This is a genomic window from Dehalogenimonas sp. W (genome assembly GCF_037094495.1).
GTDB classification, from domain to species: domain Bacteria; phylum Chloroflexota; class Dehalococcoidia; order Dehalococcoidales; family Dehalococcoidaceae; genus Dehalogenimonas; species Dehalogenimonas loeffleri.
In genome coordinates this window covers 169995-193883 of the sequence record NZ_CP146612.1, presented here as the reverse complement: position 1 = coordinate 193883, position 23889 = coordinate 169995, and the positions used below count along the sequence as shown (strand labels likewise).

Annotated in this window: 26 protein-coding genes; 12 read left to right on the top strand and 14 right to left on the bottom strand. The window is 49.8% G+C overall.

Going from position 1 to position 23889, the window contains the following annotated elements; genetic code table 11:
- Positions 1–5 precede the first annotated feature (5 nt).
- Positions 6–1286, bottom strand: coding sequence for a peptidylprolyl isomerase (locus V8247_RS00860; RefSeq protein ID WP_338737817.1), 1281 nt, complete (start codon positions 1284–1286; stop codon positions 6–8).
- A gap of 68 nt (positions 1287–1354) precedes the next feature.
- Positions 1355–2020: a molybdopterin-guanine dinucleotide biosynthesis protein B gene (mobB, locus tag V8247_RS00855; protein ID WP_338737815.1), complete on the bottom strand. Its 666-nt coding sequence runs from the start codon at positions 2018–2020 to the stop codon at positions 1355–1357.
- A 194-nt stretch (positions 2021–2214) separates the two neighbouring features.
- Here mobB and V8247_RS00850 point away from each other — a divergent pair, with 194 nt between their 5' ends.
- The 3 genes from V8247_RS00850 to V8247_RS00840 are packed head-to-tail and all read left to right on the top strand — an operon-like array spanning position 2215 to position 5491.
- Positions 2215–3495, top strand: coding sequence for a glucose-1-phosphate adenylyltransferase (locus tag V8247_RS00850; RefSeq protein WP_338737812.1), 1281 nt, complete (start codon positions 2215–2217; stop codon positions 3493–3495).
- A 44-nt stretch (positions 3496–3539) separates the two neighbouring features.
- Positions 3540–4970, top strand: coding sequence for a glycogen synthase GlgA (glgA, locus tag V8247_RS00845; RefSeq protein WP_338737810.1), 1431 nt, complete (start codon positions 3540–3542; stop codon positions 4968–4970).
- Positions 4971–4987: 17 nt separating this feature from the next.
- Positions 4988–5491 carry a hypothetical protein gene (locus V8247_RS00840; protein ID WP_338737808.1) on the top strand — a complete coding sequence of 168 codons (504 nt, stop codon included), beginning with the start codon at positions 4988–4990 and terminating at the stop codon, positions 5489–5491.
- On the opposite strand, the gene V8247_RS00835 is transcribed toward V8247_RS00840, so the two are convergent.
- Positions 5488–6063 carry a DOMON domain-containing protein gene (locus tag V8247_RS00835; protein ID WP_338737806.1) on the bottom strand — a complete coding sequence of 192 codons (576 nt, stop codon included), beginning with the start codon at positions 6061–6063 and terminating at the stop codon, positions 5488–5490. The genes V8247_RS00840 and V8247_RS00835 overlap by 4 nt on opposite strands.
- A gap of 195 nt (positions 6064–6258) precedes the next feature.
- Here V8247_RS00835 and V8247_RS00830 point away from each other — a divergent pair, with 195 nt between their 5' ends.
- Both V8247_RS00830 and mscL read left to right on the top strand, forming a co-directional pair.
- A complete protein-coding gene (locus V8247_RS00830; RefSeq protein ID WP_338737804.1) occupies positions 6259–6444 on the top strand; it encodes a YegP family protein in 186 nt (61 codons plus the stop codon).
- A 73-nt stretch (positions 6445–6517) separates the two neighbouring features.
- Positions 6518–6982: a large conductance mechanosensitive channel protein MscL gene (mscL, locus tag V8247_RS00825; RefSeq protein WP_338737803.1), complete on the top strand. Its 465-nt coding sequence runs from the start codon at positions 6518–6520 to the stop codon at positions 6980–6982.
- Positions 6983–7016: 34 nt separating this feature from the next.
- Here mscL and V8247_RS00820 read toward each other — a convergent pair whose 3' ends face one another.
- On the bottom strand, positions 7017–8279 hold the full coding sequence (locus V8247_RS00820; protein WP_338737802.1) for an MFS transporter: 1263 nt from the start codon (positions 8277–8279) through the stop codon (positions 7017–7019).
- Between the two features lie 162 nt (positions 8280–8441).
- Between V8247_RS00820 and V8247_RS00815 the strand changes: the two genes are divergently transcribed.
- Complete coding sequence (locus tag V8247_RS00815; RefSeq protein WP_338737800.1) at positions 8442–8978, top strand: ferritin family protein; 537 nt, start codon at positions 8442–8444, stop codon at positions 8976–8978.
- A gap of 9 nt (positions 8979–8987) precedes the next feature.
- Here V8247_RS00815 and V8247_RS00810 read toward each other — a convergent pair whose 3' ends face one another.
- The gene (locus V8247_RS00810; protein WP_338737798.1) at positions 8988–10559 is read right to left on the bottom strand and encodes an AAA family ATPase; all 1572 of its coding nucleotides are present in this window, start codon (positions 10557–10559) and stop codon (positions 8988–8990) included.
- A 9-nt stretch (positions 10560–10568) separates the two neighbouring features.
- Positions 10569–10925 carry a hypothetical protein gene (locus tag V8247_RS00805; protein WP_338737796.1) on the bottom strand — a complete coding sequence of 119 codons (357 nt, stop codon included), beginning with the start codon at positions 10923–10925 and terminating at the stop codon, positions 10569–10571.
- A 200-nt stretch (positions 10926–11125) separates the two neighbouring features.
- On the opposite strand from V8247_RS00805, the gene V8247_RS00800 reads away from it, so the two are divergent.
- Genes V8247_RS00800 through V8247_RS00790 form a run of 3 tightly spaced genes read left to right on the top strand, consistent with a single transcriptional unit; the run spans position 11126 to position 13860 of the window.
- Positions 11126–12142 (top strand): nitrogen fixation protein NifH, encoded by a 1017-nt coding sequence (locus V8247_RS00800; protein ID WP_338737794.1) that lies wholly within the window; start codon positions 11126–11128, stop codon positions 12140–12142.
- A 29-nt stretch (positions 12143–12171) separates the two neighbouring features.
- Positions 12172–12450, top strand: a complete 279-nt coding sequence (locus tag V8247_RS00795; protein ID WP_338737792.1) for a hypothetical protein — start codon at positions 12172–12174, stop codon at positions 12448–12450.
- 51 nt (positions 12451–12501) lie between these two features.
- Positions 12502–13860 carry a sodium-dependent transporter gene (locus V8247_RS00790; RefSeq protein ID WP_338739389.1) on the top strand — a complete coding sequence of 453 codons (1359 nt, stop codon included), beginning with the start codon at positions 12502–12504 and terminating at the stop codon, positions 13858–13860.
- A gap of 61 nt (positions 13861–13921) precedes the next feature.
- Here the strand turns inward: V8247_RS00790 and V8247_RS00785 are convergent, their stop codons facing one another.
- On the bottom strand, positions 13922–14260 hold the full coding sequence (locus tag V8247_RS00785; RefSeq protein WP_338737790.1) for a P-II family nitrogen regulator: 339 nt from the start codon (positions 14258–14260) through the stop codon (positions 13922–13924).
- Entirely contained in the window at positions 14261–15490 is a 1230-nt protein-coding gene (locus tag V8247_RS00780; RefSeq protein ID WP_338737788.1) for an ammonium transporter, read from the bottom strand.
- A gap of 242 nt (positions 15491–15732) precedes the next feature.
- Here V8247_RS00780 and V8247_RS00775 point away from each other — a divergent pair, with 242 nt between their 5' ends.
- The gene (locus V8247_RS00775; protein WP_338737786.1) at positions 15733–15915 is read left to right on the top strand and encodes a hypothetical protein; all 183 of its coding nucleotides are present in this window, start codon (positions 15733–15735) and stop codon (positions 15913–15915) included.
- A 63-nt stretch (positions 15916–15978) separates the two neighbouring features.
- Here the strand turns inward: V8247_RS00775 and V8247_RS00770 are convergent, their stop codons facing one another.
- From V8247_RS00770 to V8247_RS00745, 6 genes are all read right to left on the bottom strand, one after another.
- Positions 15979–16338, bottom strand: a complete 360-nt coding sequence (locus V8247_RS00770; protein WP_338737784.1) for a hypothetical protein — start codon at positions 16336–16338, stop codon at positions 15979–15981.
- 153 nt (positions 16339–16491) lie between these two features.
- Positions 16492–16875 (bottom strand): hypothetical protein, encoded by a 384-nt coding sequence (locus V8247_RS00765; RefSeq protein WP_338737782.1) that lies wholly within the window; start codon positions 16873–16875, stop codon positions 16492–16494.
- Positions 16876–16903: 28 nt separating this feature from the next.
- Positions 16904–17386, bottom strand: a complete 483-nt coding sequence (locus tag V8247_RS00760) for a redoxin domain-containing protein (RefSeq protein WP_338739387.1) — start codon at positions 17384–17386, stop codon at positions 16904–16906.
- A 355-nt stretch (positions 17387–17741) separates the two neighbouring features.
- Entirely contained in the window at positions 17742–18620 is an 879-nt protein-coding gene (locus V8247_RS00755; RefSeq protein ID WP_338737780.1) for a DUF4435 domain-containing protein, read from the bottom strand.
- The gene (locus V8247_RS00750) at positions 18617–19987 is read right to left on the bottom strand and encodes an AAA family ATPase (protein WP_338737778.1); all 1371 of its coding nucleotides are present in this window, start codon (positions 19985–19987) and stop codon (positions 18617–18619) included. The genes V8247_RS00755 and V8247_RS00750 overlap by 4 nt, the downstream gene beginning before the upstream one ends.
- Positions 19988–20511: 524 nt before the next feature.
- On the bottom strand, positions 20512–21288 hold the full coding sequence (locus tag V8247_RS00745) for a MerR family transcriptional regulator (RefSeq protein WP_338737776.1): 777 nt from the start codon (positions 21286–21288) through the stop codon (positions 20512–20514).
- A gap of 115 nt (positions 21289–21403) precedes the next feature.
- Between V8247_RS00745 and V8247_RS00740 the strand changes: the two genes are divergently transcribed.
- Positions 21404–22603 (top strand): M28 family peptidase, encoded by a 1200-nt coding sequence (locus tag V8247_RS00740; RefSeq protein ID WP_338737774.1) that lies wholly within the window; start codon positions 21404–21406, stop codon positions 22601–22603.
- A gap of 337 nt (positions 22604–22940) precedes the next feature.
- The gene (locus V8247_RS00735) at positions 22941–23627 is read left to right on the top strand and encodes a M23 family metallopeptidase (protein WP_338737772.1); all 687 of its coding nucleotides are present in this window, start codon (positions 22941–22943) and stop codon (positions 23625–23627) included.
- Positions 23628–23889: the final 262 nt, after the last annotated feature.

Sequence of the window (23889 nt, the reverse complement as noted above, 5' to 3'; positions counted from 1 at the left end):
ATCCTTTAACTAAGTGACTGTTCTGCGATCAGGTCTTTAAGTTCATCAGTCAGTTCTGCACGCACGATATCGTTGGCCGGGTCAGTTTCAAGACCGTCCATCCAGTCGGTGAAGGCCTGATCCAACAGGGTGTTGCGGTCTTCCTCGGAATACAGCTTTGACTGCTCTACTGAGGCTACCTGGTAGAACCACCAGGCGCCGGTGGTGGCGACCTCGGCGCGGATGGGGGCGCTGAGGTCATCCAGCAGGGTGTTTTCGTCAAAAATATAATCGGAATAGGGTAGCTCGGCTCCTCCAGCGGTCAACAGGCCCAGGTCGCCGCCCTTGGCCTTGGAGGTAATATCCTGGGTCATGTCTTCAACCACGTCTGCGAAGTCTTCGCCGTCCAGAATCCGCTGGCGAGCTTCTTGGGCTTTTTCCACGGTGGGCAGCAGGATGCCGTACACCTGAACCTGTACGTTGTCATTTACCGTCTGACGGTCGGTTACTTTTACTACCCAGTAACCCAGTTTCTTGCTCTTGTCGGCGTCATAAAAATAGCCGGTATTGCCGGGTTGTCCAGCGTCCACCTTGGCATCCAGTCCGTCGGCGCCCAGTTTGTCATCCAGGAAGCCAGGCGGGTGGTAGCCCATATCACCCTCAAGGGTGACGGTGGTGTCGTCCAAAGACAGCTCCTTGGCGATGTCAGCAAAGCTCTCGCCGTTCAGCAGGCGGGCCTTGACGGCTTCAGCCTGGGCTTCACTCTCCAGCAGCATTACCAGTGCCTGACGCTGTTCGCCGGAAAGGGGGACGATCATCTCAAAATGCTTTTCATTAAGTTTCTGATACAGCAGGGAAGCGGTCACGATGTCACGGGTGACCTTGTTGTCATCCAAACCCGCGGCTTTAATGGCTTCCTTGACCTCTTTATCGCTGACTGTGATTCCAAGTTCCGCCGCGGCTTCATTCATTAACTGGTTCTTTTCAATCTGTCCCAACACCAGATCAATATAGAGATAGGAATAGGTGGGGTCGCCGCCGGTATAAAAATTGACCATTTTGGAAACATAAGAGGCACTGTAATTGGTGCCGTTGACGCTGACCACTGTCTGTTGCAGTGGAATATAAACCGGAATCAGCCAGGTGGCAATGACCCCGATACTCAAAACAAGAGCCACCGCGCCGATGATGCCCAGACCAATCCAACGGGTGACCTTCTGTTTTTGATGCTGTTTGGCCAGTTTGGATTTAGCCTTATGAGACAGTACATTGTGCGGCTGGGCGTGCTTTTTGTGTTTCTTTGCCAAGTTACCGGACCTCTTTTCTTGTTATAACGCGTTGATAAATCTGATGATACCGGATGATTATGAATATTTTATGGATTTTCCGACCGGTCTGAATTCTTCAGCCGGATTTCCAGCCATTTGACGGGCGGCACATTTTTCAGGCTGGCGACCATTGCCTGGGTCACGTTGGCCACGACATCACGAGGAAAGGCGGCTAACTTTATCTCCTGACCATTAACCAGCATTTGAACGCGCTGTTGTTGCGGGAGTACATAGCTGGTTTCCAGAAAATCAGCCATGGCACATACGTCCTCCAGCGGGAAAACCCTGAGGGCGTCGCCGGGATACTCATCAGAAGTTACCACGGCCACCCGGCTGGTGATACCTTCCAACGGCCCGCCGAGTCCCTGACGCCAGACTTCCACCTTGGGTACGCCGGACTGCTTAAAGCCCTCAGCGATAATAAGGTCAAACTCGTCTCCCAGCATCAGCCCGATATCTTCAAGCTCCGGTTCGGTAATAACCGGCCGGGTTAGTACCACGGCATCCCGGGCACAGGCCACGGTGGTCAATGCGCCGGCTGCCAGATGGCGCTGGGTATCCTTCTCAGGATTATCGGCATGGTAATGTTGCGGGACGTGTTTGACCGAGGCCATTTTAAGGCCACGGCGCCGGAGTTCCGGCAACAAACGTTCCAGATAACCGGTTTTTCCTGATTCCGAATGACCGACAAAGGCCACGATGGGCGCGCTCATTGGCACTCCAGAGTAAAAGTACCCTCCATTATAAGTTTTAGACTGCCGTGTTTGCAAAGCCGGGTGATGTTGGGGAAGGTGTGGCGGTAATGTCAACCGTTTTGTTTAATAAGCCGGTTGTGAAACTGCGTTAGAAGGTTATACAATTAGCCATAGGCTTTCAGCCGGCATTCAACCGGGGAAAGGAACGGGGTATGCCCAGTATCAAGGATGTTGCTGCGGTCATCATGGGCGGCGGCCGCGGTACCCGGCTCTATCCGCTGACCCGAAACCGGGCTAAGCCGGCCATTCCCGTCGCCGGGAAGTACCGGCTGATAGATATTCCTATCAGCAATTGCATTAACTCCGGTATTTTCCGTATCAGTGTGCTGACGCAGTTCAATTCCGCCTCGCTCAACCGTCATGTATCCCAGACGTATCACATGGATCCGTTTGGGATGGGTTACGTAGAAATCCTGGCAGCCGAACAAACCGAAGATAACAATGATTGGTATCAGGGTACCGCAGATGCCGTCAGAAGGCAGCTTTCCCAGGTCCGGTCGGAGTGTGTCAGCGACGTTTTGATACTGGCCGGGGATCACCTGTACCGCATGGATTATGCTGCCATGCTCCAAACCCATTGGAACACCGGAGCCGACATCACTGTCGGGGTTATTCCCATAGACGGCGAAGAGGTCAGCCGATTCGGCGTTCTGAAGCAAAATGATGATGGCCGCATCGTGGCTTTTGCCGAAAAGCCCCAAACCCCCGCGGTTCAGGCGGAGATGGTCAGTTATCCGGAGCGTACCAATTGTTATCTGGGCTCCATGGGTATCTATGTTTTTAAACTGAAGGTGTTGATTGATCTCCTGAATGAGCACCCTCATTTTGATGATTTCGGTGCTGACGTCATTCCGTTTGCAGTGGACACTATGGCAGTATTCGGTCATGAATTTGATGATTACTGGCGGGATATCGGTACCATCCGATCTTATTACAACACCAACCTGGAGCTGACCCGTCACGATGCGCCCTTCCATTTTTATGACCCCCGAGGCCCGATATATACTCATACCCGCTTCCTGCCCGGTTGTATCATTGAGGACAGCAGTTTGCAGGATGTCATGCTCACCGAAGGCTGTAATATCAGGGCGTCCAGTATCAGCCATTCCATTGTCGGCGTCCGGAGCCAGATCCGCCGCGGCTCTATTATTACCGATTCCATCATCATGGGCGCTGATCAGTACGAGCCGATGAGCAACCAGGAGCCGCTGGGTATTGGTGAAAACTGCTACATTCAAGGGGCTATTATTGATAAAAACGTCAGTCTGGGCGCGGGTTCGGTCATAAAGCCCTTCCCGCGCGGTACCGATATTGATAACTGTAAATGGGTGGTCAGAGACGGCATTGTGGTAATTCCCAAAGGCACGGTGCTGCCGCCGGGTACCATTATTGAACCGGAACCGACCGCCAGACAGCTTAACCTTGTATATTAATCCGAAGGCAGGGTTTCACACTGAATCAGCCGCTTAAAGTCCTGATGGCCGCCGCCGAAATAGTGCCTTTCGCCAAGACCGGCGGCCTGGCCGATGTGGTGGGGGCGTTATCGGCCGAACTGGCGGCCTCGGGGGTGCTGGTCGCCATGGTGCTACCCGCTTATCGCCGATTGCCATTATCACAACTGGATAAAATAGAACCGACGGCGGTGTGGTCGCTGCCGGTCGGCGAGCGGATGGTTGAGACCCGAGTTTATCGTCAACCATTGAGCCGGAATCTGGACATATATCTGGTCCGGGCTGATGAGTACTTTGACCGGGAGGGTCTGTACGGCGATGCCGCTGGTGACTACCCTGATAATGCCGAACGGTTTGCCCTGTTCTCCCGGGCGGTGTTGGAGATCGGCCGGTTAACCGGGAGTAATATGTTCCATCTACACGACTGGCAGACGGCACCCGCGGCGGCTATTTTAAAAAGCGAGCCGGAGCGGTATACGGACCTAGCCGGCAGCAAGACGGTGCTGACCATCCATAATCTGGCTTATCAGGGGGTCTTTGAGGCCGGGCGGTGGCCGGCACTGCATCTGGCAGACGGCGTTTTTGCTGCTGATTTTGAGTTTTACAGTCAGGTCAATTATCTCAAGGCAGGGCTGGTGTGCGCCGATTGGCTGACCACCGTCAGCCCTACCTATGCCGCAGAAATCCAGTGCGATGGCCAGGGCTTTGGTCTGGAGGGTATCCTGCGGCAGCGGGCGGCGGAGCTTTCCGGGATACTGAACGGAGTGGATTATCACATCTGGAATCCGGAGATTGATCCGCTGATTGCCGAACGTTATTCGGTGGCGGATATCAGGGGCAAGGCAGCCTGTAAAAAAGCGCTTCAGATTACCTATGGTTTGGAAGTTAATCCGGATATTCCGGTCATCGGCATGGTAACCCGCCTGGCCGAAGGCAAAGGTCTGGAGTTGCTGATGGAGGCCGGCGACGGATTGTTTGACGGGCGGTTTCAGTTTGCTTTACTGGGCAGCGGTAACCGTCGTTATGAGGATTATTTTCATCGGTTACCGGAACTGTTTCCCGGCCTGGCCGGGGTAAAAACCGGATTTGATGAAGCGCTGGCGCATCAGGCCATTTCTGGAGCGGACATTCTTCTGATGCCTTCCCGGCGCGAGCCGTGCGGCTTAACCCAGATGTACGCTTTAAAATACGGTACGGTACCCATAGTCCGGCGCACCGGCGGTTTGGCTGACTCCATTGAGCCAAATAGTCGTGAGGGTGGGGGTAACGGTTTCGTGTTTGAGGACTACAATCCGGCGGCCATGCTGGATACCATCCGACAGGCTGTTGAATTATTTGGTTGCCGGGACGAATGGCAGGCGTTGATGAGACGGGGGATGAACGCCGATCATTCCTGGCGGCGGGCTACCGAGAAGTATTTAACACTATACCGCGAATTATTGCTTAATACCGCTTAATAAAGAGGAGACCGACGATGGCACAAAACAGGAAATCAATTCAGCCGGCGGCAGCCGCTCTACTGGGTGGTGTCATTTTGTTGGCAGTAATCGGCACCTACTCAGGATGGTGGAAGGTCAATATTATCATCGGTGAATTTACGCTGGCGCACTGGATCGGCTGGATCGGAGGGGCGGTTATTGCCGTATTCGTGCCCCTGTACAGCCTGCTCAAACGGGTTTTCAAGATTCAGTCTTTCGCGACGTTGTCTTTTCACGTATTCAGTAATCTGACTGCCTTCGGCCTGGTGGCGGTGCATTTTGCTTATCAACTTAGCCGCCCCGCTGGTTTCGGGCCGGATTGGGGCACCGGGTTAGGACTGCTGACCGTGGTCAGCGGCATCGTGCTGACTGGCATCGTCCAGCGTTTTGGCCTGGCGCCGAGGCATTACCGGAAGCTGAGACGGGCTCATATAGTGCTGGGGATTACACTGGTACTTCTATTGCCGCTTCATATACTGAAAAATACCGGAGTCATTTAACCGATTCTGATCTGTTCAAAGCCTTTTGCGGCATGGTAAATAATATCGTCCAGCGCACCATAGGCCCACATGACAATGCGATTGCCGACGGAGATCTCTGTATCGGTCACGGTATCGCCAGTCTTCAGTAACCGTTTGAATTCTATAACCGTCACCCCATCGGTCTCGCTGCCGCCGTATTCCAGAATATCGGCCGTACCGCCCAGAAACCGATCATCCTCGTGCTCACCGGGGTGTTCCGCGGCGAAATGGTCATACACGGTGGCCCGGCTGCCGGTGACGACTCCGATGTTAAAATCCACCTGAGTCAATGAGATGCCGGATATGAAGCCGACAGCTACCCAGCCGGCGGTGTTGGCTTTAATGCCGACATAAATATACCCGTCGGCGACATGGTGATGCAGTTCGTAATTGCCGTTGTCAAAGATATTCAGGCGGCTGTACTCGCCGGGGCTGATAACGCCGTCGGCTTGCCATCCTTCGGTGACCGGATCCGGCTCCGGCGCCTCGGGGCCGCAACCGATAACCGCAATCACTGAACCCAGCAGCAACAGGCTGATCAGCTTATTCATTCCAAACCTCATTTTCATGTTGATTATAAATCGGCGTAGTCATCATCTCCAAATAGATAAAAAATATTTCAAAACCTATTGAATTTAACCGAAACTGGGTATACCATCATCTGGTGTGAACGTCGCTGGGAGGACTGGCGCGGGGTTCGGACACTGTTACAGGGCGATACGGTAAATTTGAAAGGAGACACCAACATGGCAGCGAAATTTCAGGTCTACAAGGATAAGGCCGGTGAATTCCGATTTCGGTTGATAGCCACCAATGGTCAGACGATTGCTGTTTCCGAAGGATACAAGACCAAAGCCAGTGCCATGAATGGCATTGAGTCAGTCAAGGAAAACGCTCCCAAGGCTGCGATAGACGATACTACACTGACCTGATTTACTACGCCAGTCCTCCACCCTGTTTGCCCAACTTAAGAGATAGAGCAGCTTTTTTGCAGGAGCGTTGACAGTGTTAAAAGAATTTAAAACTTTCATCATGCGCGGTAGCGTGGTGGATTTGGCGGTGGGCATCGTCATCGGCGCAGCTTTTGGTGCCATCGTTAATTCCCTGGTGAAGGATGTTATCATGCCGCCTGTCGGTATGTTGCTGGGTAACGTTGATTTTACAAATTTGTACTTTGTTCTGGAGGAGGGTGCTACGGCCGGGCCGTATGCCTCTTTAACTGCCGCTCAGGAAGCCGGAGCCGTGACCGTGAATTACGGCGTGTTTTTCAATGCGGTTATCAGCTTTCTGATACTGGCTGCGGCCATCTTCTTCTTCGTGGTTAGGCCGATTAACCGTATGGCTGAACGTCGTGCTGCGCGGGATGTTGTGGTGCCCCCGGCACCGGAAACCAAAGAGTGCCCATTTTGCTTCACTGCCATACCGGTTAAAGCACGTCGTTGCCCCAACTGTACCTCTGATTTGACATAAACGACTTAGAAGTTGGTTAAGGACAGACCTTTTATCAGGTAGATGTTTCCCGGATGGTCTCCGGATATTGGCGTTTGCCCCAGATGTAAAAAGCGAATCCGGATATCAAGATGAGGCCGGCGATCGGCCCCCATACAGCGATGCGGCCGTCAGGGGCGGTGGTGTCCAGCAGCGCTCCGCCCAAGGTTGGACCGAGGGAAATGCCCAGTGTTTCAGCCAGGCCGTAAAATCCCTGATACCGGCCTCGCAAACTGACGGGCGATAGTTCTCCCACCACCGTCATGCTGACTGGAGAGAAGATAACCTCGCCGATAGTGATAATACCCATGGCTAGTATAAACAGTCCGTAAACGCCGGCCAGGCCAATCATCACATAACCGGCAGCATAGACCACCATACCCAGGAGCAATGCGGAGGCTCGTTTCATTCGATTGATTAGACGACTCAGCGGATATTGCAGGGTCACCACTAATCCGGCATTGACCATCAACAAAGAGCCGTATTGAACGGTGGTCAAACCGATGCGGTCAACGGTATAGACCGATAGAGTGCTGATGAATTGGCCCAGGCCCATGAAAGCGATTATGCTGATCAGTGTAAAACCCAGAAATGTTTTATCCTGAGTGGTCAATAACATCGCTCTGAGCGTGATTTTTTCCATGTTCAAGCTGGTGACACTCTCTTTAAGCTGCAAATACGATACCACCAAGGCCGCAACGCCGATGAAGGCAGCGGCCACAAACAGCCAGGCGTATGACGTGGTAAGCCAGAAATAGCCGCCGATTACCGGTCCGAGGCCGAAGCCCAGGTTTTGTCCCAGTCGCAAGATGCCGTATCCCTCAACCAGGCGGCCGGTCGGCATCAGGTCAACCACCAGGGCTGAAGTAGCCGGGCGGGACGCCATCAGGCTGGCCCGAACCAGGATATAAGTAATGATTATCGTCCATACCGGTGCGACCACGTAAACCAATACCGCCATTACCAGGTAGAAAACGGCATTGGTCAACTGGCTCCAGATAATCAGAGGCCGTCTGCCGTAGCGGTCGCACAGCATTCCGGCATACATCTGTACCGCCGCGGCGATTAGCCCGCTGGCCAGGATGAAAATTCCTACCATAGCCATGGAAACGTCACGCTGCTGGTGCAGATACAAAGATAAAAATGGGAGCGAGAATGAAAATCCCGCGGAATTCAAAACAGAGAGGATGAACACCGGGCGTAGGTTGGCGGGAAAATGCCGGAAGAACCGGGGGAAAATTCCGCCGGGGGAGTTTGGTATTTGTTCAGGTTCCGACATTATTAAATGTTCCCAAGCAGGAGAATTATTGAAAAATGACCATAAGTGTACTCTCAGGTGGTATTTTTGGCAAGGTCTATGTTTGTTTTTCTTGAGGCAAGGACGAAATTGGGTTATCATGGAAGAAAGGGTTTAATCAGGATATTAAGGTCGGAGGAAGTAATGGAGATCAGTGAGGAACAGTCCCGAATGCTTGAGGCTATCAGTACCGCCATTGAGATGGAAATTGACGGCAAGGAGTGTTATCTGGCTGCCGGTCGGGACAGCGGCAATGAGGCCGGCCGGGAACTGCTGTTATCGCTGGCGGAGGAAGAAGACGCTCATCGGCGCCATTTTGAGGCGCTGTATAATAAAATCAGCCAGGGGCATGACTGGCCGGCCATTGATTTTCAATCCGAACGTTCTCGTCGGATCCGCACCGATCTGAACGCGGCCTGTCAGGCGCTGGGGATGACGGTGGCCGGCTCTGATAGTGAGAAAGACGCCGTGCAAGCCGCCATTGAGAAAGAAAAACAGAGTTATACGTTTTATAACGCACATGCCGCTAAAGCGGTGTATGAGTCGGAAAAGCAATTTTACACCACACTGGCCAATGAAGAATGGCAGCATGAACTGGCGCTGGTAGATTACCATGAGTATCTGTCCGACCCGGCGGGCTGGTTTGTGAATACCGAGCACCCGTCGCTGGATGGGGGCTGATAACCGGCGTTATTCCGGCAGACTGACGGCTTCCAGTTCCAGTATCCGGTCAACCCTGAAAACCCGGTTTTCCCGCCGCGACAGGCAAAAGGCCTGCACCCCCAGGTAGCTTTTGCCGTGGTAATCCATTTCGCCTACCTCAAGTGGCATGATAATCCGGACTGACTTTTCGTCCGAGGGTTTCAGGTAGGTGATGCGGAGTGCACTACCGTTTTCAATGGCGTCTTCAATTCGGCTGATTTTATCGTCCACCGGCCAGAGTGCGGCGGCTTCCCGGTACCGGTAACGGGTCAGGAAATCCATTACCCGGTAGTCAGTCATAACGTGACGTTTTAGAATCGGCTTTTTAAGAATCATGCCTTCCAGCGTGGTACAACGGGACAACGCCACATATGTCTGACCGCAGGCAAAGGCCCCGCGGCCGATATCTACGATCACCCGGTCAAAGGTTTTGCCCTGGCTCTTGTGAATGGTTACCGCCCAGGCCAGCATCAACGGGTATTGGGTAAATGAACCGGCCGCTTCGGACTGAAGCTGCCCCCCGTCAACGAAGAAGCGAAAGATTTCCCAGGTATGGGGTGTCACCTCAACCCCTTGCCCATCGGATAGCTCAACGTGGATGACATAATCCCCGTCATTTTTCGCAATACCGGTAACCCGGCCGATACTGCCGTTTACCCAGCGACCCCGGACATCATTGTTCAGCAGCATGACCTGAGCTCCGGTTTTCACCTCAAGCTCAACTGCTGTCGGGTAATATTCACGACTGAATTTGCCGCTTATTTCAGCCGTGAAGCGGTGGGGGCGGCTGCGGAGGCCGTTCAGTCGGGTTTGGTTTATTTCTCCGGCGGCGGCGTTGGTGGTGGTCAGGCAGATATAGCCGGCGTCCGTCGGCGGCGTTTCATCCGGCAGACAGCGCCGGTTTAACAGATTCAGGCCTTCCGGGGTGATGGAATTGTTGCGGATGGCATTCAGGATGTCCAGAAAACCCTGATCCCGCTGACGATACACCTTTTCCAGTTCCAGTATTTCCATGGCAAAATCGTCAAAGGCCCGGGCGGAGTAGAAATAGGGGGTATCATACAGCGCCTGAAAGGCTTGCCTTTCTTCACCGGTAATCACCGGTGGTAACTGATACAGGTCGCCGATGAAGATCATCTGAACGCCGCCGAACGGTTTGGTCTCATCTCGACCGTTCAGCCGCATGAACCGGTCAACGCAATCCAGTAAATCCGCCCGCACCATGGAGATTTCATCTATGACGATGGCCTCCACCGTTTGGTAGACACTCAGTTTGGTACTTTTCCGTTTTCTAATCTTGTCTACGGTAATGTCCGGCTTGAAGCCGAAGAAAGAATGAATGGTCTGTCCTTTGACGTTCAACGCGGCTACGCCGGTCGGCGCTAGTACAACTGCTCTCTTGGAGGTGGTTTGGCGGAACCAGGTCAGCAGGGTGGATTTACCGGTACCCGCCCGTCCGGTGATAAAGACGCTTTTATCGGTGCGCTCCATCACCTCCAGTGCTTCGGCAAACCGCTGATTTAATTCTACGTGGGACAGGTCAACTTTAGCGGACGACATGTTCTTGAATCAGTCCGAACCGTAAGTTGCGGTTTGATTGATAATGGTCGCCAGGGCTTCTGCTTCACCGGGGGAGAATACCAACCGGTTAAATTCCCAGTTGTTCATCTCTATCACCAGGTGGGGGCGTCCGGCGGTCACGAACCAGAATTCGCGACCTAAAGCGGTGTGGTAAGTACCGGCTTTCAGCAGGAAAGGGATATGGGTGCCGGGAGCCCGAACAGCAGCTACTTGCCAACCGGCTTTTTCCGGAGCGGCGTGGATTACCCGGTTCACGGGGATTTTTAGATCTCCGTGAAGAGCGAAAAACTTTTCCAAAGGGTTCAATTTTATATTCAGGAAACCGTGGCTGATTTCAACCTTCATGAAGCCTTGCCCCTTCAAACGGACGAGTTGTTGCCGTTCCGATTAACAGGAATATAGCATAATTCTGTGACCGGCGTCCCGTTACCGTGCTCTGCGGTTTTAAATATAAATGGTTCTTTTTAGCCGGATAAGCTGGTACAATCACAACAGGAATATGTGGAGTCCCTCACCTTCGGGTGACGGAGGGCTGTGAACTTAAAATGAACCGAAACACTGCAAAGGCCATAAACTGGTTGTTGGAAGCCGGTGATCCGGGGGTGAGATACCTGGCTTTACGGGACTTGATTGATGCCGACGTCAAAGATTTGAATGAGGCCGGGAAGCAGGCGCACCAGTCAGGTCCGATTGCCCGGGTTCTGTCGGAGATGCACAGCCAAGGTTATTGGGTATCGCCGGGTGCCGGGTATTATCCCAAGTACACCGGAACAGTATGGTCGGTGGTTTTGCTGGCGCAACTGGGGGCCGTTTCGGGCTTGGACGAACGGATTTCAACTGCCTGTTCGTACGTTCTGGATCATGCCCTGACGGAAGGCGGTCGATTCACGGTGAACGGGCTTGCTTCCGGAACGGCCGACTGTTTGCAGGGCAATCTGTGTGCCGCGATGCTTGATTTGGGCTGCCGGGATACGCGTCTGGATGAAGCGTTTGAGTGGATGGCCAGGAGCGTCACCGGTGAAGGTGTGGCGCCGATGTCCGATAAAAAGGCAAGCCTGCGTTATTATGCCGGCAAGTGCGGCCCCGGCTTCGCCTGTGGTTCAAATAACAAACTCCCCTGCGCCTGGGGCGCGGTGAAAGTGATGCTGGCTTTCGGCAAGCTGCCCGAAGCAAAGAAGACACCGCTAATCAATGAAGCCATCACCGCCGGAACGGCTTTCCTGTTTAGTACCGAACCGGCCAGTGCGGCATATCCTTGCGGTTATAACGATAAGCCCAGCGGGAACTGGTGGAAATTCGGCTTTCCGGTCTTTTATGTCACCGATCTATTACAATTAGCGGAATCTTTGGTCGGACTGGGTTACGGCGATGACCCGCGATTGGAAAAGACGATGCGACTTATTACGGAAAAACAGGATGATCAAGGCCGTTGGGCTATGGAATACGATTATAACGGCAAAACCTGTGTTGACTTTGGCGTCAAAAAACAGCCTGATAAATGGGTCACCCTCAGGGCGTTGCGGGTACTGCAAGCCTTGTCCGGTCGGGCTGACCATCACTAAATAGAAAATTAACCGGGGAGGAAGAATCTATGTGCTGTCTGGTTGCGCTGCTGATGCTGGTTGGTCCGCGGGCTACCATCGTTATCTGGTGGTTGTTTGATTCCGGCCGATGGTCTCAGGCTTTTGATGTTTTTCTGATTCCGGTTTTAGGCTTTATTTTTTTGCCCTGGACCACACTGGCCTATGTCCTAATTTTTTCCGGCGGTGTCACCGGTCTGGATGTCGTTCTGCTCATTATTGCTATCATGGCGGATTTAGGCTCTTACGGCGGTGGTTGGCGTCAACGGGAGCGCATCTCCCGGCGCTAAGGTGTAACGAGCCTCCGTGTCACCGGATTCTCAAATACAGAGGGTTGCCTTATTAATTTTAAACTGTTCCGATCTTCAAAAGACCCGGTAGCTGATCTGGTACCGCCGCGTTCATTATGGACCTCACAAAGGTCCTACATTCTGGCTTCGGTTGCCGGCGTGGTTGGTTTGGGTAATCTGTGGCGCTTCCCGTACATGGTCGGGGAGAACGGCGGCGGTACGTTTATTCTGGTTTATATTATCTGTATGCTGTTAATGGGCATCCCGCTGTATATTATTGAAGCCGGTGCCGGCAAGATGGCCGGCAGGGGGCCGGTGGGAACGTTCCGGCGGGTAAACGCTAAATGGGGGCCATGGTTCGGGCGGTTTCTGATCCTGATAACCATCGCTATCATGAGTTATTACCTGGTGATCAGCGGCTGGACGCTAGGTTATGCGGTTGATTCGGTGGGTGGGAACCTTAAAACATTTAAGGATTTCACTTCAGGCTTTGCCTCTTTATGGTACCTTCTGATAATTGCTGTTCCGGTGTTTTGGATTTTATCCAAAGGGCTCAAGGGGTTGGAACAAATGAGTCGCTTTCTGCTGCCTCTGCTGGTGTTGATTGTCGGCGGGCTGGCGGTGTACACCCAGACGTTATCCGGAGCAAGTGAAGCTCGGGATTTCTATTTTAATTTTGATCCCGCCAGATTCATGGACGTCAATACCTGGCGTAATGCCGCGGGGCAGGCTTTTTACTCGCTGGCAATCGGTATGGGTTTCCTGATAGCTTACGGCAGTTATGTACCCAAACAATTCAACATGATAACCACCTCCGCGGCGGTCGCGTTGACCAATTCCGGCATTTCTATCACGGCCGGGCTGATGATATTTCCCATCGTCTTTACCTTCGGCATTGCTCCGGATGCCGGCAGCGAACTCTCCTTTACCGCACTGCCCAGGCTTTTTTTGGAAATTCCCGGAGGGTTTTTCATCGGGATTGCCTTTTATATGCTGTTAATGCTGGCGGCGTTCACCTCCTGCGTGGGAGGCATGGCGGTGGCGATGGTGCCGTTGCAGGATGAATTCAAGATGACAAAACGCAAAGCCGCCCTGGCGGTAACGGCCGTGGTGACGCTCCTTGGCATACCTTCAGCGTTGAGTTTTACCCCGATTGGATTGTCCCTTGGCGACCGGCCTTTTCTGGAGATGGTTGACCAGCTGACCGGTTCCGGGGTTATTGTGGTGGCCGGTATTGCTGGTGCGGCTTTAATTACCTGGTTACTGCCGCGGCAAAGCATGCTTGACTCCATCAATTCACCAAACATAAAGTTAGGCCCGATTGTGTTTTCGGCCAGTTGGATTGTACAAATCGGGCGTTACCTGCCGATAGCGGCTGCTTTGCTGTTGTTGACTATGTTTCTGGTATGACGAGTCAAACACGAATTACCCTGGCAATCCGATGAATAAAGTGGTTTAAGGGCTGACGGGGCTAGATTACCGCTTCCCCTGTTTCTCCGGTACGGATCCGATAGGCGGCTTCAACCGGTAATACGAATACTTTGCCGTCGCCGATGCGGCCGGTTTTGCCGGCTTTCATTATGGACTCAACCACGACGTTGCAGTCGTCATCATGGCAGACTACTTCAACTTTTAATTTCGGCAGAAAATCCACTCGGTATTCGCCGACCCGCCATTGCAGTGAAATACCCTTTTGCTGGCCGCGGCCGGAAACTTCGGTCACCGTCATACCGTGAATCCCGTGACCCTCAAGGGCCTTTTTGACGGCGTCAAGCCGTTCCTCTCGAATGACTGCTTCTATCTTTTTCATTTATCTGATTCCTCCGAGCGCACGTTCGCCATGTTGCGACAGGTCTAAACCAACCACCTCTTCCATTTCATTGACTCTGAGTCCCATGGTGGCATCAATTACTTTGGCAATAATCCAGGTGCCGCCAAAAGCGAAAGCGCCCACAGCCAGCGTGCCTACCAGTTGTTTCCCCATTAATGCTAATCCGCCGCCGAACAGTAAGCCGTCCGCTCCAGCGGGATTAACAGCGGTAGTTGCAAATATACCGACCGCTAAAACGCCAAGAATGCCGCCGACACCGTGTACCGCCATCACATCAAGTGAATCATCAATACCCATTTTCATTTTGGCAATCATGGCATAGTAACAGATGACTGCAGCAACGATTCCGATTATGGCGCCATATATCGGATGAATAAAACCGGCGGCTGGAGTGACCGCTGCCAGACCGGCCACCGCGCCGGTGGCGATGCCCAGCAGTGTCGGCCGGCGGTGATTCCAGGCTAAAAGCATCCAGGTGGTGGCCGCTGCTGCGCCGGCGGTATTAGTGGCCACCAGGGCAGTTGAAGCCAGCGAACCGGAGCTTAAGGCGCTCCCGGCGTTAAAGCCGAACCAGCCGAACCACAGTAAAGCCGCGCCCAGCATGACCAGCGGAATACTGGAAGGTTCCATCGGCTCATGACGAAACCCGCGCCGGGAGCCTAACACGAATACCAAAGCCAGTGCTGATAAACCGGCGTTGATGTGTACCACGATGCCACCGGCAAAATCCAGCGTTCCCAGGTTCAGCAGCCAGCCACCGTCACCCCAGACCCAGTGCGCCACGGGGGTATAAATAAGCGTCATCCAGGCCACGGCGAAAACCATCAGAGCGCCGAATTTGATGCGTTCAACGACGGCACCTGTAATTAGAGCAACGGTAATGATGGCGAACATACCTTGAAACATCATGAAAGCCAGGTGGGGCACTGTTGTGGCATAGATATCGGAAGGATCACCGGTGACATTATTCAGAAACGCGTATTTCAGGGTGCCGATAATGCCGCCGAGGTCAGGACCGAAGGCCAAGGAATAACCGAAGAAAACCCACAAAAGCCCGATGATTCCCAACATTGCGAAGCTCATCATCAGCGTGGAAATAACGCTCTTTTTACGAACCATGCCGCCGTAAAACAGCGCCACTCCGGGCGTCATCAGCAGCACAAGGGCGGTTGACATTAATATCCAACCAGTATCACCGGAACTGACCATATATTCTGCCTTTCAGTGTTATTCTCACCGAAAATTGTATGCCAAAAGTGTTTCCAAAAGATTACGGAATCGGTCATTTAGGAAATCTACACGGTGAATTAGCGGCTGGAAAAAGGTGAAAGTCCTTGAATTTAGGTAATTATATGATAGAGTACTGATGACAAGTTCAGTATGATGTTTAAGAATGCATCCAAGTATCAAAAAGCTTTTTCAGCGAAATGTGCGGACACAGGAGGAACAAAGTGATACGAAAAGCACTCTCAAATGAATTATTAAAAAGGCTGGCCCTGGCCGGTCTGGGAATCGTGATTCAGGCGATTGGCGCCGTCATCGGTTTTGAACTGCTCTATGTCATCGGTGCGGTATTGATAATCGTCGGTATCTTTCAGTCCGTTAAGTATATGTGGAATCATGATGTTGAATAGGCGGAGGGGCTGCAGAACGTAGGACAAGTCGCGCCCTTTTCAGTTAAGAGACCATTTGGACATTTAACGTCTGGCCAGAGTCATGAAGCTCGCGGTTAAGACGGTGACAATAAGCGCGACGGACAGGGCAACCCCAAGCCACAGGGTGAAGTCTGAGACATCCATCACGGCGACAATGGTCAGTCCGATAATAGCGATGAAAGGCAGAGCGCGGTTAGCAGCTCCAACGGGATAAGATTGATTCAGCACCGCCAGGGCGATGCCTACCCCCAGGAAAGCGATGTCCGCCACCAGGATGCCCAATAGCGCCAGCGGATCTTCCCCACGGAGCACCCGCAGCAGCATTTCCAAAATTAAAGCCAGCCAGCCGATGAAGAAGATGTTGGTTACTGTAAACAGGATGGATTTACCGGTCCAATGCATTTTTCCTCCAGTGAAAACCGTTGAATACATTAAAACACCAACGCTTGTGATGTCAAAATGAGTTATTGTGAATATACAGGCGAGACGTACTTAAGATGACAACCGAAACATCAAGCTGAAAACTTGGGGTTTAATGATGCTTTGGTTTGGGTATTACGGAAACACAAAGGTGGTTGTTTGTGTATTCACTTTCACCGTGTACGTTTTCCCGGACACAAAATCACTACCAAGCGCCACGTTCTTTTCAAAAAAGCTATACACCTGGGCACAGAATTGATTTTTGGGACGTTGCACCGTGACCTCAATATTTATCGTCTCACCGCTGCGGCTGGTCTTGACTTCCCGAAAGGTGGTGCAGCTATCGCTCAGGCCGCCCTTAATGTAGAGAAATACCTGGGGCGGGAAGCTTTCCGCTATTCTAACTTCTATTTCATGGATTGGTGCAGGCAGAACTTCCAGACCCGGGTCAACGGGTGAGGCTTTACACCCGGCTAACAACGTTGCAGTACACAGGAACAGCAGAAATAAGGTCTTCATTTTCCTTAAACCGATGTAATCCGGCCCCTTAGTCAAACTTCTCCAAACAACCAGGAGAACGATTTTGAATAACCTGAATTATCTCCTGAATATCGGGCAACTCGTCTCCAGGGTATAACTTTGAAAACAATACCACTCCGTTTTCGTCTATGAGTACATTAGAGCGTTTAGAGACACCCTGTATTTCCTCAAATACGCCATACTGCATGGCGACACGCCCGTGAGGCCAGAAATCGGCCAGCAACCTGGTTTTCACCACCCCGATTGTTTTGGCCCACGCCTTGTTGGAAGGATCAGAATCCACGCCGATACCAAAAGGCACCGTATTGAGTTGGGCTAACTGTTCATAAGCCTCTTCCAGAGACTTCATCTGGTCAGTTCAAACGGGCGTCCAGGCCAGCGGCCTGAAAGACAGCAGCACCTTTTTGCCGCGCAGGGAAGAGAGGCTAACGAAATGCGCGTTTTGGTCTCTGAGTTTGAATTCCGGAGACCTGTCACCTGCAGCAATCATCACTAGCTTCCCGCCTTATGGTTATTATTTGAGAGTGATACATTGATAGCCGAATCAAAGAATGGCTTCAAATGAATCACGACCTTCAAATTATATATCCTTTGGAGGGGAAACCAAAAAGGAAACATTGAGATCAAGTGGTTAAACCAGAAGCAGGAGATGCAGGATGAGATGGAGGGGTGGTAAGGGAGGGGGTGCGACTCCTATAGAGTCGCACCCCCACCGCGTCCCAGAGTGCAAATATCGCTAAGGGATATGTGTGAAGTAATTGGATGTTGGGTGTAACGCTACTCAATCTAATACTGTTACAACCTGATGTCAGAGGTGATCTGAAGGGTTGGGGGAACGTGTAAGATTAATTAACAATTGAACGTTTGGTCAAATAGCTGAATAAAGGGTAGGCAAGTAATGAGTCGTATTCTATACATGCTATTAGTCCCCGTTCGACAACGCCAGGGTCACATAATTTTCTTTCTACTCCGTTTTTCAAAAGGAACCAGGCAATCAAGTTGACAAAATCATGCCCATGGATTTGATTTCTATACTCTCTTTCCAGTTTAATTGTTGATTCCTCCACCATCTTTATAAAAACATCTTTCTGATCAAGCCTCCCGTTTTTTGACAGGTACCTTTCGATGTATTCGCACTCATTAAACGTTATTTGCGGTGGGTGGAAAGCACAACAGCGTTCAAAAGACATATAATTTAAAGATAAATCGAGTGTTTCGTTAACAAAACGAATAATAAAAAGTGCTTGCAATATTGGAACTAGCATTGTTAAAATGTTAATACCTGTTAGAGCCGATGTGTTTAAAAAAAGTTTACAAAACTTGTCGAGGCATTTCTCATTAACAAAATACATTTCTAAACAAGCATAATCAGTACAACACAATATATTCGGCTCATGAACAATTTGTAAAATAGAATCAAAATCTTTATCGATTATACATGTTGCTTGGGTGGTACCTGGACCTGATAATATTTCCAACGTTTTAGCCAAAGCTGCAATACGTCCCCTGTTGTTATTAGGTTGACAATGCTCTCTGGAACATTCAGGTGGAACATCTATTGCACCAACGTCGTATACATTGACATGATGGATATCAGCGGTTTCAAAGAACCAACGAAAAAATTCACGATCGCGTAGACCTTCTACATAAAAATCCCTGAAATCAGGATGGCGTTTGTAGAGTTCTGCTAGCTCATCAATTTTCCGTTGGCGGCCTGATGTCATTGTTTAATCATCAAGTTATTTAACTCGGCAACATGGTCAGAATGTTGGGTCAACAATTCTATTGAGTGGGTTGCAAGGATAAGTTGGAATTGACTCTTCGATGTACATTCAAGTAGAGCTCTCACCAACTTTCTTTGCCATGTTACGTTCAAAGAAATCTCAGGCTCATCAATTACGAAAATGCGTGATGTATTTGTGACTGCTACGGCATGGCAGAACAATAGTAATAGCTGCTTTTCCCCAGAAGACAAAACAGCCTGATCGAGCGCCTGCCCTTCGTTCGTTTTTATAGATATTCCGGTCGAATAATTGTATTGGATCAGTTTATCTTTATAGAAGCCGTTTATGTTGCGAAGAAAGATATTTATGATATCCTTTATTTCTTCCAGTGCTTTGAAACGAGCGGTAATTCCATCGATATACGGTTTGGTCACACTGTATAGAGCATTTTTGGCGGCTTGGTTATCTACAGATTTTATTGTCTCTGCGACAGTTTCTAAATTCATCTGGGGTAACAAACCCAGATCAGAGTATTGTTTGTTGATTTCTGAGAGCGATAGTAATGTGTTTCTTAAATCGGCTACTTGGACATCTGTTACGTCAATTTCATTTCTTTTTATTGATGCAATCGTTTTTATTAAATCTGTGTAGATAGTACTCGCATTTGTATCCCCCCGGTTAGACGCTTCTACTACTCTATCCCTAATCCAAGTTGTTAATTGATTGATTGCTTCTAGGAGTGGTACTGAATCAGCTTTATCCCTTTGAGTTGATCTAAAAAGCAAATCCCTCTCAAATAACGTGAATGGTCGCTCAAGTACCAATTTATCGCCATGGAAATCAATGGTCTCTGTAATTGGGGAAGTGCCTTGAATCTCTCTATTATCTGCTAAGAAAACTAAGTTTATTCCCAACGTTTCGAGAATTTCGACAACTTTGCTATGATCTTCTTCGATGTCTGGTGGTAATTCTTTGGGAATACTACCCCGCGAATCCGCTTGTAATGAGGCTGAGGCTAGTACCTTTTTACCTTTTGAGATAGACCAGGTAAAATCCCCTATAATTTTACTCGTTGTTCGTTCGGCTGAAACGCTCATTCCGTTGCTTAAATCCACACGGAATAATCCAAATGGGATTTTAGCGATATATGACCTGTGACCACCGGCTCTCGCAGGAGAGAGAATGTGATAAAGAATACTAAGCAATTTGGTCTTACCTGTGCCATTTTCACCGTACAGAATTATCAAGTTCGTGAATAAGCCAATATTCTTATGCTCTGGAATACGATACGTGTACTTTCCGAAAAGACGTTCGACATATATCCCTGTGATAGTTATGGGATTAGTATGAATTAATTTGTTTTGCATATATCACTCCTAAATACAAAAGAGCGCCTAGGCACTCAGCACCAAGCGCTCTAATTAATCTAAACGGACAATGTGGTCTAATTACCACTGCACAAACATCGGGATCACCGTTCTGTTGTAGATATACCTACCTTCCGGGAAGCGGTTATTCTTTCGCCTTGGTATAAACTTAAATAGTTAGAGTCTCCTTTGGTGGAGCCGGGGTATCAATAGTAGAACTCTGGAGGAATTTGAGGTTTCCTTCTGCTTGAATATCTGAATGGCTCCCCTAGATCGTCTATGTGGATCCAAGCGCTACCAGACTTCCGGGTGGGTGACTCCTGCGAGCCTTTGTGTCTGTATATTGTCCCCTCAGCCCCAGAAAAGGGGACTCGAACCTTACGAGAGATTATGCAACACTTTAAACGATAATTCGAAGATGGTGGCGGTTCTATATTTCTACAGTACCGGCCAGTTTATTTTTGGTGAACTTTTAGAATGCCATTTTGTTTTAAGAGGTTGTTAAAAGTTGCCGAAAATCTTTTCTAAAGATTCCCAAGAGATTGATTATTTAGCATTCTCTTAATCTGCATTATAAGTTCGTTGGCGTTCTTTTCTGTGTCTAACAATGTCAATATCCAGCGATCAGTAGCGTAGACCATATCCTCGTCCGGGCGTGGGGAACTGACAATTTGGAAAATATCGGGCTCTCCACTGTTTATATCTATAGCTTTCAACATCCTCATAATTGCCATCATGCTATAGTTTGCCATTCTTAAGGTACGGATTACCTTTGCCCTGTCAACTGCCTTCTGTCCATACACACGATAACCGTTTTTAATGTTTCTCGGGACATCAAGCAATCCATTACGCTCCCAGTTCCTGAGAACGTCAATGGATATGCCCAGTAGTCTGGAGGTCTCTTTTCTCCCCAGAAAGATATCCACAACACTAGGTTCATTCGTTTGGTTCAGCCATTTTTGCATTATAATTAAAGCCTCGTCAGCTTTACTCTGCTCATTATTTATATGGGCCAGATACTCATAGGCTTCTTCGAGCGCAAGTTTGAGATTGCCTTTGGCGGCTGTTTTAATGATTGAAATAGCCTTTTTGCGGATATCACCTTCTACGCATGCACTTTTTAACGCAATTCTAGACAGGCGCATCTGTTCCATATGTGCCAAAGTATAAAGCCGGTAGTTGTTGTAACTGCGCCGGACGGGTTGCAGCAAACCCAAAGCTTCGTAGAGACGCACAGTGTTAGGATGAACACCTGCGGCTTTAGCAACCTCAGAAGTCTTGTAGTACTTCAACTCGGCCATCGGGATGTTTGTCTCCTAATATTGGGAGTTTCATTATATCCTATTACGCTAAAACCCTCCATTAGAACACCATGGTTATAGTTAGCCTGTATAATGGATATGAATGGAGGTTATGATGCAAGAATTAGAAAAAGCAGAAGAGTATTTGAACACATTGTGTAGCGTAAAACCAAACCGGCGCACCGGCTCGCCGGGGAACCGCGCGGCGACAGACTTCTTCGCGGCTATGGTTAAGAAGTGGGGTTACACGGTGGATACAACTCCTTTTCTCTGTCTGGACTATAAAAGTGGAGAGATATCACTAGCCTGTAACAATCAGGTCTATGAGGTATACGTCAGCCAGTTTTCTCCAGGATGTGACGTGACCGCCAAACTGGTAACAGTGTCGACAATCGAAGAACTCGAAAGCTGCCAGTGCAAGGGTGAAATTCTATTGATGAGAGGCAGTATTTGTGCCGAGCAGTTGATGCCGAAAAACTTTGTCTTTTATAATCCAGATCAGCACAAGAGAATATATTCACTACTGGAGGAGAAACAGCCGGCAGCCATTATCACGGCTACGGCAAAAAATCCGGAATTGGTCGGCGCTCTCTACCCGTTTCCGTTAATAGAAGACGGTGATTTTGATATACCGTCAGTGTATTGCACCGATGTTGTCGGACAGGAAATCTCGGCTAAAACGGGAGAAGTATTCCGGCTGGTAATTGAAGCCAATCGCATCACTGCAACGGCTTGTAATGTCATTGCCCTTAAAAATCAGGCGGCACCACAGAAAATCGTTGTCAGCGCTCATATCGACGCTTATTGGAGCACCCCCGGCGCACTGGATGATGCTTCAGGCACTGTCGTTCTGCTGCTGCTCGCCGAAATGCTCCAGGATTATAAGGGTAATTTGGGCATCGAGATAGTGGCGTTTAACGGGGAGGATTACTATAGTGCCGGCGGGCAGATGGATTATTTACGTCGCTTTGGGAAAGACTTAGCCGGAATGTCAGTTGCCATCAACGTGGATGATGTGGGCTATAAGCAGGGGAAAACCGCTTATTCTTTGTATGATTGTCCGGATGAGATCAAGCAGAAAGCACATAATATTTTTGGTAAATATGATGGTATCGTCGTGGGAGAACCGTGGTACCAAGGCGATCATATGATTTTTGTACAGAACAAGAAGCCGGCGATCGCATTTACATCGGAAAATGTAGCAGAGTTGATGGCTACCATAACCCATTCCCCGAAGGATACGCCTGATGTAGTTGATTGTAGAAAACTTGTTGAGTTAGCACATGCATTGAAAGATTTTATTCAAGCTTTTTAATTTCCGATATTAACATAATTAATTCGCAAATAGACTAGAGCAAGGGTTGGAGTATAACCGAAAAGCCAATTACGCGGCCTAGTCTTGTCTATGGGGCCATAGTAAGGTTATCGAAAATACACTGCCCGGACAGTCTTTAGAATTCCGGGTAGTTCTTGGTATCGTCCCCTTTGGTAGAGCTGAAGTGACAATAGCTAGAACCTCTGAATTCAGTTTTACCATCATTTAAACATTGGGATGTCTGCCATTTCATGCTTACGTTGAAGTATCGGAATAAATCCTTTGTTAATTCTTCTTGCATTTGCTTATATTTTAGGTCCGGCTAATAATTCAGATTATGCAAAACCTGATAATTGTCGACTTTCCCCTCCGCGGTGAGTGGCAGGCGCCCAACACCCCTGCCAAGAAGATTCCCAGCCATGGCACCGACCAGCTTGGCCAGACTTATGCCTACGATTTTATCCGGCTCGACTGGGAAAAAAAAGGAATGCAGTTCTACAATTCAAGCCCCCTTCGATATCTGATTTTCGGTGTCCCTTTAACGAAGTGCTACGGTTGGGGCGAGCCGATTTACTCTCCATGTGACGGTAAGGTAATCAAGGTGGAAGATGGGGTTAAAGAACGGCAAATTGTCAATTTATTTTCTGACCTGTTTGTCGTCATAAAAAATGCTTTCACTTTCAACCCTTACAAATCCGGGCTGCGCCCCTTAGTGGGTAACCATATCATCATGAAGTGTGACAACGGTGCCTTCTCCCTGCTGGCCCACATGCAGACTGGTTCCATAGTGGTCACCGCCGGTCAAACTGTCACCCACGGCCAGTTGTTGGGCAGAGTTGGCCACTCAGGTAATTCAACCGCTCCGCACCTTCATTTTCAGCTTATGGACAACCCCGATCTTATTCAAGCCCAGGGCATTCCCTGTGCCTTCCGTGAGTACGAAGTATTTTGTAACACTCAGTGGAATACTATCCGCGACGGCGTGCCATCGGATAAAGATCGAATTAGATTAACAAAAACCTGATCAGCCACGATATTGCATTGTGAAAAGACGCGAATTTGTCCGGGTGCTGGACGAGTAACATAGCAAGTTTGGGCCTATCCGGATAGGGTAGAACCACGCGGTAGTTTACCAACTTCTTTCCTCAATTATGGCAGATATCGGCATCAACGTTGAATGGCGCATAACTTCAGATTTAGCCAATAAAACCTGCAGGGAATATATCACGCTCCTATCAGTGCATTGAAGTTCAGTGATTGACCTGCCCCCATTAGTTGTACCACTC